Origin of the sequence: Tolypothrix sp. FACHB-123 (genome assembly GCF_014697075.1) — a bacterium.
GTDB lineage: Bacteria > Cyanobacteriota > Cyanobacteriia > Cyanobacteriales > Nostocaceae > Aulosira.
The window spans coordinates 69,099-84,618 of the sequence record NZ_JACJRE010000006.1 but is presented as its reverse complement, the minus strand read 5'-3'; the positions used below and the strand labels follow the sequence as shown (position 1 = coordinate 84,618).

General features: G+C 40.8%; 10 protein-coding genes. 6 read left to right on the top strand and 4 right to left on the bottom strand.

Translation table 11 applies throughout. The annotated features are described in order from the left end of the window. Nucleotides 1-110 precede the first annotated feature (110 nt). Nucleotides 111-1,583, top strand: a complete 1,473-nt coding sequence (locus tag H6G41_RS06215) for an NF038122 family metalloprotease (RefSeq protein WP_190744620.1) — start codon at nt 111-113, stop codon at nt 1,581-1,583. A 341-nt stretch (nt 1,584-1,924) separates the two neighbouring features. Continuing rightward, nucleotides 1,925-3,259, top strand: coding sequence for an NF038122 family metalloprotease (locus tag H6G41_RS06210; protein WP_190744619.1), 1,335 nt, complete (start codon nt 1,925-1,927; stop codon nt 3,257-3,259). Nucleotides 3,260-3,418: 159 nt separating this feature from the next. Here H6G41_RS06210 and H6G41_RS06205 read toward each other — a convergent pair whose 3' ends face one another. Together H6G41_RS06205 and H6G41_RS06200 are read right to left on the bottom strand one after the other, a co-directional pair. Further along, complete coding sequence (locus H6G41_RS06205) at nt 3,419-4,240, bottom strand: MinD/ParA family protein (RefSeq protein ID WP_190744617.1); 822 nt, start codon at nt 4,238-4,240, stop codon at nt 3,419-3,421. Nucleotides 4,241-4,289: 49 nt separating this feature from the next. Continuing rightward, nucleotides 4,290-5,366 carry a DUF3365 domain-containing protein gene (locus H6G41_RS06200; protein ID WP_242037818.1) on the bottom strand — a complete coding sequence of 359 codons (1,077 nt, stop codon included), beginning with the start codon at nt 5,364-5,366 and terminating at the stop codon, nt 4,290-4,292. 183 nt (nt 5,367-5,549) lie between these two features. Here H6G41_RS06200 and H6G41_RS06195 point away from each other — a divergent pair, with 183 nt between their 5' ends. Continuing rightward, nucleotides 5,550-6,194, top strand: coding sequence for a DnaJ domain-containing protein (locus tag H6G41_RS06195; protein WP_190744615.1), 645 nt, complete (start codon nt 5,550-5,552; stop codon nt 6,192-6,194). A gap of 28 nt (nt 6,195-6,222) precedes the next feature. Beyond that, nucleotides 6,223-6,366 (top strand): hypothetical protein, encoded by a 144-nt coding sequence (locus tag H6G41_RS06190; RefSeq protein ID WP_190744614.1) that lies wholly within the window; start codon nt 6,223-6,225, stop codon nt 6,364-6,366. A 2-nt stretch (nt 6,367-6,368) separates the two neighbouring features. Here the strand turns inward: H6G41_RS06190 and H6G41_RS06185 are convergent, their stop codons facing one another. Next, entirely contained in the window at nt 6,369-8,294 is a 1,926-nt protein-coding gene (locus tag H6G41_RS06185) for a transglycosylase domain-containing protein (RefSeq protein WP_190744613.1), read from the bottom strand. A 392-nt stretch (nt 8,295-8,686) separates the two neighbouring features. Continuing rightward, nucleotides 8,687-11,167 carry a phosphoenolpyruvate--protein phosphotransferase gene (ptsP, locus tag H6G41_RS06180; protein ID WP_190744612.1) on the bottom strand — a complete coding sequence of 827 codons (2,481 nt, stop codon included), beginning with the start codon at nt 11,165-11,167 and terminating at the stop codon, nt 8,687-8,689. Nucleotides 11,168-11,408: 241 nt separating this feature from the next. Between ptsP and H6G41_RS06175 the strand changes: the two genes are divergently transcribed. Further along, nucleotides 11,409-14,075 carry a HEAT repeat domain-containing protein gene (locus tag H6G41_RS06175; protein WP_206756940.1) on the top strand — a complete coding sequence of 889 codons (2,667 nt, stop codon included), beginning with the start codon at nt 11,409-11,411 and terminating at the stop codon, nt 14,073-14,075. A 6-nt stretch (nt 14,076-14,081) separates the two neighbouring features. Beyond that, entirely contained in the window at nt 14,082-15,413 is a 1,332-nt protein-coding gene (locus H6G41_RS06170) for a hypothetical protein (RefSeq protein WP_190744609.1), read from the top strand. Nucleotides 15,414-15,520: the final 107 nt, after the last annotated feature.

Genomic DNA, 15,520 nt, shown 5'->3' with positions numbered 1-15,520 from the left:
TTAAATATTTTATCACTAGTAAATACTCTTTCATTCGTAATTCATAAATTTGGATATGTTTATGTATTAAATTAAATACCATTCTTCTCTTAAATTGTATTAAGAAATCCATGAAAATACATCGATATTTGTATTTCATAGCTGCTGTTTCTGGGGTAATTGGTAGTAGTATTCCAGCACAAGCTGTGAGCTTTAACTTCACCTACGACACTGGAGTTACTACCCAACAAAAAGAGGCTTTTGAATTTGCTGGTCGCTACTGGTCAGAATACCTGAGTGATGATGCCACAATTAATCTACACATTGACTTTGCAGCTAATAGCAAAATGTCTCGTCAGGTCAATGGAGTCACTCAAACTGCACTAGCTGGAGCCATTCCTTATTTCCTCAATCCTACTGTTAATGATGTCTGGGGTGGAATGATGAATGATGTCAACCTATCTGGTGACGATATTACTGCCATCAATAACAATAACTATAAAACCATAGGAATAGGTAGTGCTACTTCACCAAATCCCAATGGACTCCTATGGACTAACTTTCTTAGTCCATATGACGTAAACCATGAAGCAGGATTTTCATCCACAACAATGAGTATTACCCGTGCTAACGCTAAAGCCATAGGGTTGCTTGATAAAAATAACACATCTTTGGATGGAGTAATCCTGGTTAATAGCCTGGATAGCCTGATTAATGGTAAGCAATATGGATGGTACAACAGTGGTTATCAACGTTCAGCTAGTAACTCCAGTACCCAATTTGACCTAACAACCGTTGCTGTCCACGAAATCGGTCATATTCTGGGTTTTGTTAGTAGCTTAGAAGCAGCTACAGATTCCACTTCTTACTGGGATATGGCTTATCGAGAACAAGCCATCACAACCTTCGATTTATTCCGCAGTTCTGATAGACGTGCAACTCTAGGAAACGCAGGTGCTGATTTAGCTCATGGAGCGCAAACTTACTTTTCCCTTGATAATGGAGCAACTAGTATAGGTCTTTTATCTACTGGAGTAGACGTATCTGATAGTTACAATACTACAATCGCAGGATTTAAAGGGGATGGTTATCAAGGTAGTCATTGGAAGCAAGATAATAGTAAGACTTATAAAAACCCTTTTAATCTGAGCAACGTCAATCGTGGTTTGGGTGTGATGGCTCCAGCCTTGTCTACAGGTCACAGACGGGAAATGTCTGACTTAGATTTAAGGGTGATGGATGTAATTGGTTGGCAACGGAAAAACTCAACTACATCCTTCGCTACATTAGAATCACAAGCCAAAACTGCTGCTGCTTCCAAAGGAAATGTGAATCGCAACACAGAAGCCGCTAATATGTATAACCAAAATCGTTGGGGTGGTAGTAGTAGCACTACGACTTTAAGTCAGGTGAATGATTTAGCAGACCATTTTAAACAACTTGGGGTTTTCCAAATGGGTGGTTTTTGGTCAGTTTTGGGAGAAGAAGAGAAAGACGATCCAGTTTCTGTACCCGAACCCTCTGCTGCTTTGGGATTATTGGGTTTGGGTTTATTCGGTTTAAGGTTGGGGAAACAGAAAACACATACAAACTTACACCAATAGTAGGAAATCTCAGAGTTATGAAATGAAGCAATGCTAAATCATGGCTTGCACGCCATTTTTGCATAAATTATGCAAATTAAGAGTTACCAATCACCCCGACTATGACAGTAAATCGGGGTGATTATTTATGTGGTGCAATATTCCCGGTATTTATACAGAATTTATTTTTGGTGCTAGCATAAAAATTTTTATAAAAACGAATAATATTTCATTACTAGTTCATCAACTTTATGATTTGAAGCTGCTAAGTTAAAAGCAATTATAAAACAGTAGGTATTATATCAATTTATATGCGTACAAACAGCACTCATTTTTGTTTAATTGCAACAATATCCGCTTTGATGGTTATTAACCAACCAGCACAAGCACTGAAATTGAACTTCTCTTACGATACAGAAGTTACAACGGAGGAAAAAGTAGCTGCCGAATTAGCTGGAAGTATTTGGGAACAATATCTTACAGACAATGCAACTATCAATATTCACCTGAAGAAGGGTGGTGCGAGCCAATTACCTTCGGGAATTCTGGCTGGTGCTATCCCAGCTTTTATGAGCAATGTGAGTTACAGCAATTTTTACACAGCCTTAAAAAGCGATCGCACAATCGACAATAATATTTTCACTTATACAAATGATGAACTTGCTGTTGCGAATTTAGAAACACCGTCGCTGTGGAGCAGTATATCTGCTGAGATGGAAGGTTTAACGAATAAGTCCTTTAATACCCTTAATCTCACTAGAGCTAATGCTAAAGCCTTAAATTTGCTGGACACAAACAGTAATGATTTAGATGGGGTGATTGTGTTTAGCAATTTGATGAATACTGGCTTCAGTTGGCAAAATGATTATCTTAGTAGTGGTGTTGGTACTAATAAATTCGATTTTACTAGTGTCTTAATCCATGAAATCGGACATATTTTAGGTTTTGTCAGTGGCATAGACGCTGTTAATAATAGTAATTACTCTAATGCAACTGAGCGGCTCAAATATATTACTTCATTTGACCTATTTCGTAAATCATCCCTCACGAGCGATCGCGAAGTAAATATGGCTTATGGGGGAACTGGTAGTTCAACTCCTTTCTTTTCTATCGACGGAGGAGACACAGCTATAGCGAATTTATCTACCGGCGAAAATGAAGGTTTAACATCAAGCTTCTTCTGGAATAACTATCAACCAGATGGTTATCAAGGGAGCCACTGGAAGCGCAGTAGTAATGGCTTTGCTTTGGGGATTATGGATCCATCTTTACCCACAAACACTAGAAGAGGTGTGACTAATCTTGATTTACAAGCACTAGATGTAATTGGTTATAACCGAGCTGCTAGTACATTTAACCCTCTATCATCTTTACAATTATCCACACTAAAAAACCAAGCACAAACAACTGCTAATACTAAGGGAAATAGTACATCTGTAACTAACATTAACAAAATGTTGAAGCAAAATCGCTGGGGTGGTGGTAGTACTACAACAAGCCTGAATCAAGGTCAAGATTTAACTGACTATTTAGCTCAAGAAGGACTATTTCAAGTGAATAGTGGTACTATGTGGGACAGCTATGATGAAGAACCACAACAAGTTCCTGAATCTTCTGCTGTAGTGGGGTTATTGAGTTTAGGTTTATTTGGTTTGCGATCGCGCAAACAGAAAACACATCAAAATTTACACAACTAGTAAGCAATCTCAGATTTATGAATTAACAATTCAAAATTCAAAATTCAAAATTAAAGACATTTTCAGACGGAGATTTAAACTCCGACTGAAAATGATACTACGTATAGACGTAGGGGTCTTAAACCCTTTTATTGAAGATAATTAATTTTTAGTTTTGAATTATCTGGCAATTCTGCTAAAATTAAATCCCGGATTTGCAGGTTTAGGATTATCAGTTAGACATTGAGCGATCGCACTGATAGTTTTTGTCCAAGGATGCTCTGGATAGCGCAGAGAGAAAATATCACTGCTGGCTAAATGAAACATTTCTTCGCAAACAGGTAAAACCCCCGCAACAGGAACTTTATAACTTTCTTGAATTTGTTGTTTTAAAGATGGAGTATTTAAACTAGGTAATACTTTATTGACTACTAATAGCATTTTGGGAACTTCTAATTTTCGCGCTACATCGATTGTCACTGCTGTTCCTTGATAGTCTTGTTTATCAGGACGCAAAATGACCAACAGAATATCAGAAATAATTACGGAAAGCAGAGTTTCTTCATTAATTCCTGGGTGAGTATCAATGAATAAATAATCTAACTGGAGACGTTGCATCAAATGGCGAAAACCATCATTGAGTAAACGTGCATCATATCCTTCCCTCAGAATACGAGAAATTTCTCCTGTTTTAATACTGGAGGGAATTAGATAAATTTTGCCGCGATTATTACTAAACCAACCTTTTTTGGTTGCAAAAATAGAACTAACATCATAAGTAGCAGCTTCAATAGCACAGCGTCCCCATAAATAATCATTCAAAGTGTATTTAATTTTAGTTTCATCTAAACCAAAGGGCACATGAATTCCTGGAGATTGAATATCTGTATCAACAATTCCCACTCGTAAACCAGTACGCGCAATTAAGGTTGCCAAGTTTGCAGTGACGTTAGATTTACCAGTTCCACCGCGAAAAGAATGAATTGAAATTATTTTTGTCATTTGTTATTTGTTGGGTATTGGGCATTGGGCATTGGGCATGGAGATGTTATTATTTATCTCCCTGATTCCCCTGCCTAATTTCTTTGGCTGTTTGCTGCAATTTTTGGAAATAATCGCTTTCGGCAATTTCTTCAACTTCGTGTATACGTTTTGTTTGGTCGATTTCTACACGCAATTGTTGTAACTGGGCAGATAATTGTTGTTCGCGATCGCAAACTTCTCGTACCATTTTCTGAAATACCCTCCCCAGTTGCCCTAATTCATCGGTGCGGTGAGCAATTTTGCTTAGTCCTTGACGTTCTAATTCTCGGATTTCGTGAGTGCTAACGGTATCTCTACTAATTGTTTGCGCAAGTTGAGCCATTGGTTTTAACGGTTGAATTACTCTCCATTTGAGTAAGTAGTTAATAGAGAGGATAACTAATGCAAAAATGCCCATGAATATGCTGATAAATAAAAAAAGTGCTTTGCGGGCGTTGGCAAAAACTTCTCTGGCGGGAATATAAATAATCTGAGTCCCGATAACTTGATTTAGCTTCCAGCCGTAACCGTTTTGGGTACCGTAGGTTTTAACGTGGCTTTTGGGGGCTTGATTGGGGTTACCATGACATAGCAAACAGCTAGAACTATTCACAGTTAATGGTTGAGCGGTGTAAAATAATTGCTCTCCAGCCTCTAAGCGAAAATCAGACAGCGTGGTTAAAGTGCGATCGCTATCAAACCTTTCAATGATTTTGGCTTCAAATCTGTCGGCTTGATCGTCGGGATTTGTTGGGTTGAGCGTCGCTTGTTTGTACATCAAGTCTTTGTATTGCCAATTACCTTGAAAATTTTCAAATACCCTTCTAGCTGCAATGCTACGGATAGTTTCGGGAATAAAGGTAGTTTCGGGATCTGCAAGTTGGGTAATTAATGGGGCAATATCATTACTGGTATAACTGCTAACTGAGTTAATCATGTGCATTGCCATTTGTCCCCTTGCATTCATCTCTGTCAGCGCCTTATGTTCCAGCGCCTTCGATAGTGCAAAACCGCCTAGTCCGATTCCCGTAATGAAAATTAGCGACAGCAGTAGCGTAAATTGAGAAGCCAGTTTTAAACGAGCAAGCATTTTGGCAGATTCCATCAACAGTGTTTTTTACCTATATATCTGGAGGATATGAACTCGATCAGATGACGGTTGACGGTTGACGGTTGACGGTTGGCGGTTGACGGTTGGCAGTTGACGGTATTAATTACGAATTACGAATTATAAATGCGGAATCGTTAGCATAGATATAGAAAGTTAGTGATTTCTTCATTTGGCGATATGTCTAACGACCAGCCGCGATCGCGTTTCCAACTAAATATTAATGATTCTTATGCAATTCTGGGGCTGAAACCTGGAGCATCGCAGGCGCAGGTCAAGCAAGCCTATCGTAATTTGATTAAAACTTGGCATCCCGATCGCTTTGGCGATCCAGAGGAAAAACAGATAGCCGAGGAAAAAATCAAAAAAATCAACGTAGCTTATAACCATCTTAAGTCTCAACAGCTACCCACAAATCCTCAACCGCGATCGCCATCTTCAGCGAAAAATCCCCCCAAAGTATCTGTAAATACCTGGAACGCAGAGACTTTTTACAACTTGGGAGTACAAAACGCTAGTCAAGGGAGATATCAAGATGCGATCGCGGATTTTACTAGAGCAATTCGCCTTAATCCTCGCTATATTGATGCCTACAAATACCGCGGGTTAGTTTGCTCTCAACTAGGATACGAACATCGAGCTACCTCAGATTTAAATAAAGCTGCACAGTTAGAACAAGATTTCAACGGTGGCAAAACTTCCTTTACATACTCATCTGCAAAGTGGTCAACATCATCACGAACTGCATCCACTTCCCAACCTCTAGTCAAAAGATGGTGCCAGAAAATTAAAACTTGGTTCTACCTTAATTTATCTTGGAGATGAAAAACTCCATCCCCTTGTGGATGAAATCTTGAGCATTACGGTATTGGCTTATACCGTAATACCGCCGTCACCCTCAAAGAGTGCGGCTAATTACACAAAGCCCACAGAGGTGGGCTTGGTAATGTTAGCCCCAGGCTACTGGTTCCTGCGGGCGTTAATTCGGGTGAATTGATATTAATTTGCCTTAGGTCGCGGAAATTCTGAAGGCGGTTTAAATTTCATCACTGGTACATCCTTCAGCGCCTGTTCCATAAAATCGCGCCAAACAGGAGTCACCATTCCCCCACCTGTGGCACCACTGGCTAATTGTTTGTTATCATCTCTACCTACCCAAATTGCAGTTGTTAATTGGGGTACAGTACCAATAAACCATATATCTTTTTCTGCGGAAGTGGTACCTGTTTTACCTGCAACAGGCCTACCGATTGCAGCACCTTTACCTGTTCCTTCAGTTACTGCTGATTGCATAACATCTAACATCGCGGCTGATGCCCAAGGGTCAAGCACTTGCTGGGGTTTAGGTGTATTATCTAACAATACATTACCGCTACTATCAGTAATTCTCATGATTGCCGTTGCAGGCGATCGCCAACCATAATTAGCAAATGTGGCATAAGCACTAGCCATTTCTAGCGGTGTGACACCAATCGCGCCTAATGGTAAAGAACTCACCGCTACCATTGGACTATTAATTCCTAAAGTATGGCAGGTGTCAATAACTCTATTCATCCCTACAGCTTTACCAATTTTAATCGCCGGCACATTGCGAGATAATGCTAAAGCGGTACGAATTGGCATTGCGCCCATAAATCCGCCATCATAGTTGCGGGGATAGTACCACCCATCACCATCGCGATAGCTGACAGGAGAATCAATTACTGTACTATTAGGTGTAAATTTCCCGCTAGCAAAGGCGGTGTAGTAAACAAATGGTTTAAAAGCAGAACCAGGTTGACGTAACGCTTGGGTAGCGCGGTTAAATTCCCCAGCTTTAGAATCTACTCCCCCAACTAATGCTTTAATAAAATGGGTGCGCGGATCGATGGCAACTAAAGCCATTTGATTTTTATATAATCCTCTTCCTAAAAGAGTTTTATGCCATTTTTTAATAGTTGCTTCAGCCATTAATTGGAAGTTAGCATCTATTGTAGTTTGTACCCGCATTCCGCCTTTAATTAATGCCTCGCGCCCAAATTTTCTAATAATTTCCTGGGCTACGGTATTAGTGACATAAGGCAAAGCACTACCTTGAAATGAACGGATTTGACCAAGTTTAATTTGTTCTTGGAGAGCTGCATTATATTCTTGCTGGCTAATCCATTTCAGATCTAACATTCGCCCCAGAACTTCTTTTTGTTTTTGTTTCGCCAATTTCATATTGACAAAGGGGCTGAATTCTTCCGGCGCTTGAATTAAACCCGCCATCATTGCGGATTCGCCTAGAGTCAAATTGGCTGCTGATTTATTAAAATAAGTCCGGGCTGCGGTTTGTACGCCGTAGTTATTATGTCCCCAATAAACTTGATTGAGGTACATTTCTAAAATTTGGTCTTTACTAATAATTTGCTCTAGGCGAACTGCTAATACTGCTTCAGCAATTTTGCGAGTAAAGGCGCGTTTTTTAGTAAGGAATATATTCTTCACCAATTGCATGGTGATTGTCGAACCACCTTCGCGCACACCGCCGGCTGTCAAGTTAACTATTGCTGCACGCCCAACCGCAGCCGGATTAACACCATGATGATGATAGAAATGACTGTCTTCACTAGCTAAGACTGCGCGTTTTAAATTCGGCGAAATTTGATTTAGTGGGACAATTTTTCTGTTAGCTTCTCCATGTATAGCTGTTAATAGTTTGCCTTTAATGTCATAAATATAAGTTGTTTCTGCTGGTGCGAAACTTCTGAGTTGTCGTACATCTGGTAAATTGCGAAAACTTACAGCTAAACCGACTAATCCGCCAGCCATTACCGAACTAGCTAGCATTGTTATTGATAAAAGAGTTACACCAGCTACTTGACCTACTTCTTTTAAAAACTCAATATTAGGCGAAGTTTGAGTTGGTGGTTGTTTGTCTAAAACAGTATTTGACGAAGACACGAAATTTGTACCCCCGTACTTATAAATAAAGTCAAATTTTAGGCAATGAAATTTTTACGAAAACTTAAGCATTAAATATTAGCAACTATGTTTGTGCTAGTTGCTAGGGCAAATCAATTGTCAGTCTATATTCAAATAATACCGATTTAATTAATGAGTGTGAGATTATAGATTTTCGTTAAGTTAAGGGCGAGGAAACCCCACCCTTACAGATTAAGCTGTCTCATTATTTTTTTAAATTGGTAAAATCTATCTTTGTGTAGACTGTAGCGGAGATGTAATGAAAAATCTTCTGCTTAAAGACAGAATTATCTCAGTCAACCGTCAATACTTCTCTTCGAGACGCTTTGCGAACGACAGGCGCAGCGCAGTCAACAGTCAACCATCAACAATTAAGCCGTAAGTTGTCTGACTTGTTCGGCAGAATCTAATTGTAATGCGGAAGCAGCGATCGCCTGATTTTGGCTCATACTTGATTGCGCGATCGCTTGTTTTAAAATGGGGATGGCTTGGGGATTGACGCTCAATTCATCTAATCCTAATCCCAATAAAATCGCTGTGGCGGCGGGTTCGGCTGCAAGTTCACCACATAATCCTACCCAAATTCCTGCCTCATGAGCGACTTTCACTGTGCGCTGAATCATCCGCAGTACCGCAGGGTGTAATGCATCGGTTAAATTAGCAACGCGGGGGTTATTGCGATCGCCTGCCATGACATACTGACTTAAGTCGTTGGTGCCGATACTAAAAAAGTCTACCTCAGCTGCTAATTGATCCGCGATCGCCACGGCTGCTGGTACTTCAATCATGATACCTAGTTTAATATTGCCATCAAAGGGAATCTCTGCTTGTCTGAGTTCCCGTTGCACTTCATTTAAAATGTCCTTAGCTGCCCTAACTTCGGTGATACTGGCAATCATCGGCAGCATAATTTTAATATTGTGTCCCGTACTAGCCCGTAAAATCGCCCGCAATTGAGTTGTAAATATGTCGGGATGTTCCAAACAGAAGCGAATTCCCCGACAACCTAAAAAGGGGTTTGTCTCCGGTACGCCTTGAATATAAGGTAGCGGTTTATCCCCGCCAACATCTAAAGTCCGGATAATTAATGGCTTTTGATCTAAAACTTGGGCGATCGCTTGGTATACTGCTAATTGCTCCTCTTCCGTGGGAGCACTTGTCCTACCTAAATACAGGAACTCTGTACGCAGTAGTCCTACTCCTTCAGCACCGCTAGCTAAAGCCACTTGAACATCAGCTATGCTACCGATGTTAGCAAAGACACTGACTTGCTTACCATCGCGCGTAATTGCTGGTTGATGTGCTTTGGCTAGCGCTTCCTGTTGTGCAGTTTGCCAAGCTTCTCGCTTCGCTTCTAATATACTCAAAATATCTGCTTCTGGCTCTACCCACGCTTTACCACTGCCGCCATCAAGCGCCATAATTGTGCCATCTTCCAGATACAATATACCTGCATCTACGCCCAAAACCGCCGGAATACCTAATGTGCGGGCGATAATTGCACTGTGAGATGTGGCGCTACCTGATGTGGTACAAATTCCTAATACTTTGCTGGGATCTAAGCCAATGGTATCTGAGGGTGTTAAATCGCTGGCGACTAATATCGCTGGTTCTGTCAATTCTAAAGCACTGGCTGATGCGCCGGTGAGTAAGCGCAGTACCCTTTGTCCGACATCAACCACATCTTCGACTCGTTCTTGTAAATAAGCATCTTCTAATTGATGGTAGCTAGAAGCGACTTCATCAACAACAGCTTGCCAAGCGGCTTCGGCGTTGAGATGATGGTCATAAATGCGCGATCGCACTGCTTCTAAAAGTACCGGATCTTCTAAAAACAATAGATGGGCGACAAAAATCGCCGCTTCTGTATCACCAATTTGCAAGGAAGCGTGGGAAAACAATGTCTGAATTTGCTGTTGGGCGGTGGCGATAGCTATTTGTAACCTTTGCCACTCTGATTCTGTATCTTCTACGTGATATTGTGTAGCAGTGATGGCAGGTAGTTGATAATGGACGACAGGCGCGATCGCAACTCCCGGTGAAGCCGGAATTCCCGATAGTTCGCCAGCAGAAGCGGGGCTAACTTCTATTGACTCAACAATTGGCGGCGTAAATGTACTATCATCTTCACCAAAGTTATTATTAATTAATACTTCCAAAGCAGCTAAGGCAGCATCAGCATCGATACCAGTAGCCGTAATTACTAATTCATGTCCTTGACGCACTCCTAAAGTGGCGACTTGGTTGATACTGTCACCTCTAACGGCATCTGTACCTCTAGTAACATTCCTTACTTTAATTTGCGCTTGAAATTGGGCGGCGGTGGTGACAAATTGCGCGGCTGGGCGGGCGTGTAAACCCAAGCGATTGTTAACTGTGAGGCGAATTTCTTTGCTAGGCGATTCTGCGTCAGATGTAGAAATAACCGATGCAGGGCTGCTGTCTATGCCGAGCAAAGTATGTTTTGCTACTAAAGCTGACTCTGTTTCAGTTATCACTTGCTGAATATTATGACCTGCGGCGGCGGCAACTACAGCTGCGATCGCACCTTCAACCAGTGGTGCTGCACATAAATGGACTTTTTGGCGTTGTTGCGGGTTAAGGAAATCTAGCGCCATTTCTGCACTCATCACAGCGCTACCCAAATCCATTAACACTAAAACACCATCATCGTTGAAGATAGAAGCGATCGCCTGATAAACTTGCATGGGATCTGTACCCAAAGGATTTTCTGGATCGTCAATTCCAGCTGCGATCGCTAACGGGACTTTACCCTGAACCATTTGCGCTGCTAGTTCCTGTACACCAAGCGCGAGTTGTTTACTGTGAGAAACAATGACTATTCCAATCACAACAACACCATCAACTCTCTTGAGAGACGTTTCCTGAGCCAGTTAACCTTTACATTCTTCCATTTTCTCCTGAGAAAATCAGCGTTGATTTTCAAATCGCAACTTTAATATGTCAAAGTCGAATTCTGTCGTTGATGTGACAGTTCTGGGAATTATGAAGATAGGCATAAAAACTGTAAGTATAGTTTACCTACAGTTATTTTTATGATACAAATGTACTAAGTTATTAGGTTTTATGGTGATGCAACCTCTTCAGCCAGTTAGCGCCGCCGATTTACAAGCATTTTTGGATACACCAGAACAGTTATTACAGCAGCCAACAGAATTGCAATTAGCTGTTGCAAACTACATTGAAACACCGCGATCGCTTTTAGAAGTCTTAGTTAATAGCACTGACAGTCAAGTATCACAAGCCGCCAGTTTACACGTAAATTATGCGGGAGAAATCACAGACAATTGGCAAAAAGCGGTAGATGCAATACTGCAACAACAGGAACTAGGGCAAAATGACCGATTGGCTGTAGAATTGCTCAAATTGGGAACTGTACCGCCATGCTTTTTCAGCGAGTGGGTTCCCGCAGAAAAGCTCATTCCTGGGTTGCGTAATCCCCATATACCCTTAAAATATCGCTTACAATTACTCGAACGCTTGGCGCAGGAACCAACTTTAGAACCACGCTTACAAGTTGCAGAATCACCAGAAACACCCTTAGCAGTATTAGAGCAGTTAGCAGGGGATTTAGAATTACCTATTAGGTTAGCAGTAAAGTTTAACCCCAGTTGTCCACCATCATTAATTGAACTAGTGGAAGGACAATATACCGTTGCATCTGACTGGAATACCGATGCAGAACAATTAGCAATGTTAGCACAAAGCCGTTGGGCTTGGATTCGCTTGGCGGTGGCGCAAAATCCTTGTGCGACAGCAGAAACTTTCATGCAGTTGGCTGGAGATAGTGTATATAAAATTCAGTTAGCAGTGGCGAAGAATCCAGAAACACCCGCACCTGTGTTAGCTGTACTAGCGCAACATCAAAATCAAACAATCCAAGCAACTGTAACAGAACATCTCAATGCAACGGAAGAGATATTACATCAATTATTTACCACTCAGCAGCAGCTTTTAAAAAGACGAGAAAATTTACCAACTAGTATTTTAGAAAGATTATTTAATGAAGGGGTAAGAGATAATTATTTATTTTTGCGACAACCGCATACACCTACATGGATTTTAGCTGAATTAGCGAATGTTGATTTAGAGGCTTTAATCGTAGCGAAACGAGCAAAGCATACGCATCTACCATTACCAGAAGTTTTTGAGAAATGGATTAGAGATGATATTAGGTTTTTGGTTGATGTTGCCAAACATCCCCAAGTTTCGGTGGAAATTTTAGAACATTTAATTCAATATCCCCATCCATATATTAAGCTAGCAATTGCCCAAAATTCTCTGATTGATCCAGCGAAAAAAATTGAGTTACTAGAGGAGTTAGTCAAAGCCGGAGAAAGGGATGTTCTCAAGTTAATCGCCGCAGATGCGCAAACACCTGTGGCGATTTTAGAACAGATAGTTGAACAGGAATCACCTCAAAATAAATTCCGCTTCAAACTCCGCCGCCTTTTAACTAGAAATCCAGAAGCAGATAACAGAGAATCTGTGGCTGATTTCTGTATGGATGCAATCAGAAAAATTCTGACTCCATATCAAATATCAATTGATGTTGAGGAATGGTTTAATTTAATTGAAAGTTATCAATGGACAACATTACTAGAAAATTATACTTATGTTGGCGATTTAAAGGGAAGATACCGCCAAGATAAAAGTTTTTACGAACAGGTAAACGAGGAATGGAAACAATTTCTGCCAACTATATCAGAGTCAGAACGACAAAAAATTATCACTAATATCTTAGAAATTCCTGACACGCTGGTAGATGTGGTAAAAGACGATCGCACTGTTGCTGTAGCCTTAGTGGGTAATCCTAGTCTACCAGTACCTTTACGAGAAAAATTGCAAAAGCAACTCACTCGTCCTCTCGAAAAGTTAAATTCTTACGAAAATGATTGCGATATGCGGATGGCTTTAGCTTATAATCTGCAAGTTCCCGAAGCCGAACGCAAAGAGTATTTTCAGCAACTTCTCTCAACAAATTGGAACGATATTCCAGAAACAATTGCCAGAAATCCCAATACTCCACCAGAAATTATAAACCAATTAATGACTCGTCCTGGTGTCGGTCGTCAAGCAGTTTCTCGCAATCCTCATGCACCTGCTAGTGCATTAGCAGAATTAGCTCAAGATACTAATAATGCTACACGAAATTGGGTAGCTGAAAATCCTGGTACGCCGATTAATATTTTACTGCAACTTGTTAAACAACCTCTAGAAAAGACAAATAATAATGTTGCCAATATTCGAGAGAATGTCATCAAAAATCCTCATTTGCCTGCAAGAGAACGCCATCGGATATTATTAGCAATGGAGGAAGAACAAGAAATTACGGAAGCGCATCAATTAATGGCGCGTCGTGCTGATAGTCCTTATGCTTTAGCGCAGGTGTTAGAAAAAGGCGATCGCAATGCGAAAATTACCGCCGCACGTAGCCATAAAACTCCAATTCAAGTATTACAGCAACTCGCCAAAGACGCAGATGAAACTGTGCGTTCTGTAGTAGCAGAAAATGCTAATTTACCACTTAGCAATTTATTAGAGTTGACACAAGACTCTAGTTTAAATGTTCGCGCAGGTTTAGCCAGGAAGCGACTGCATAAACAAACTTCTGTAGAAGTACTCCAACGTTTAGCTAATGATGAATCAGCACAAATTAGAGCGCAGGTTGCTGCTAATACTGACACCCCAGAGGAATTATTGAGAAATCTGGCTAATGACTCTAATAAAGAAGTTTGAGAAGCATTGGCGCGTAACCCGAATACACCTGTGGATATTTTAGAATTTTTGGGGGTAGAGAAAGGCGTTGTTAATCCTTGGAATGGGAAAACACCTGCTAAAGCTTTAGCAAAAGCTGTAGAAAATACTTTAAAAATGGACTTCCGATTTCGAGATAAAGCTTTGCAAGAACTACTCAAGCCGCGAAATTCCGAAATGCCTGCGGAAATATTGGTAAAATTAGCTAACTACCAAACTTCATGGATTCGTTCGGCTGTAGCGGCTCATCCTAATACCCCGATTTTTGCCTTAGAACCCTTAATTAATGATGATTATAGCCCCGTTTTGTGGGCGATCGCGCGTCGTGCTGACACTCCCCCCCAATTCCTCGAAAGACTGCTATTAAGGTTTACAGATACAAAAAATCAAGACTACGAACAAATTTGTTATGCAATTTGCGATCGCCGGGAAATTCCCCCCAACCTGTTAGAATTCTTGATGGAAAGTAACCTACAACAGGTTTATCTGCGAATAGCAGCGCAAGCAAATCTCCCACCAACAATTGTTGAACGACTCATGGCGATGTCAAATGAGTCTGTGTTAACTAACCTAGCGTGCAATCACAGCCTTAGCGCTGAATTTTTAACTCGACTGGCGCAAAATTCTCATCCTAATGTTTGTAGTGCGATCGCCAATCATCCCCACATTACACCAGAAATTTGGCTACAGCTTGCTAACCATGCAGAAGTTAAAGTACGTCAGTTAGTTGCTGCTAACTCAAATACTCCTGTGAATATTCTGGAAATATTAGCCAGCGATATAGATCAAGTTGTCCGTGCAAATGTTGCGAATCATCGCAATTTACCTGTACAGATTTTAGAACAATTAGCACAAGATGAAGAAGCATTTGTTCGCGTAGTCATTGCTAATAATCCAAATTCACCAGACACAATCCTGACACAACTAGCAGTTGATGAAAAAATCGAAATTCGGCGTGCTGTTGCACTTCATCCTCATACCCCTGCGGCTATCAAACAAACACTGCGCGATTTTGTGATTCAACCCAACAATCAACAAAGTGTCAGCACTACCTTACGCGGAATCAGCCGCATTTACAACCCCAGCAGCGACGACATTACAACCATACTTGCAGAATATGCGAATTCCGAAAACGCCTTTGTTCGCTTAGTAACCTTACTCCATCCCCTAACTCCCCCAGAAATATTAACACAAGCAGCACAATCTCAATCTTGGCTAGAACGCTACGCAGTTGCAGATAACCCCGCAACTCCAGCAGAATTACGCCAACAACTTGCGCAAGATAGTAATCGCATTGTTCGTGTAGCAGCTAAAGTTTAGTTGTGAATAATTAAGGATGTTGCAGATGCCATACAGTGATTTTACACTTGCTAAAGTTCGAGAAGCTTTTCAACTTGTAATTGATGAAAAGCGTAATTTATTCATCT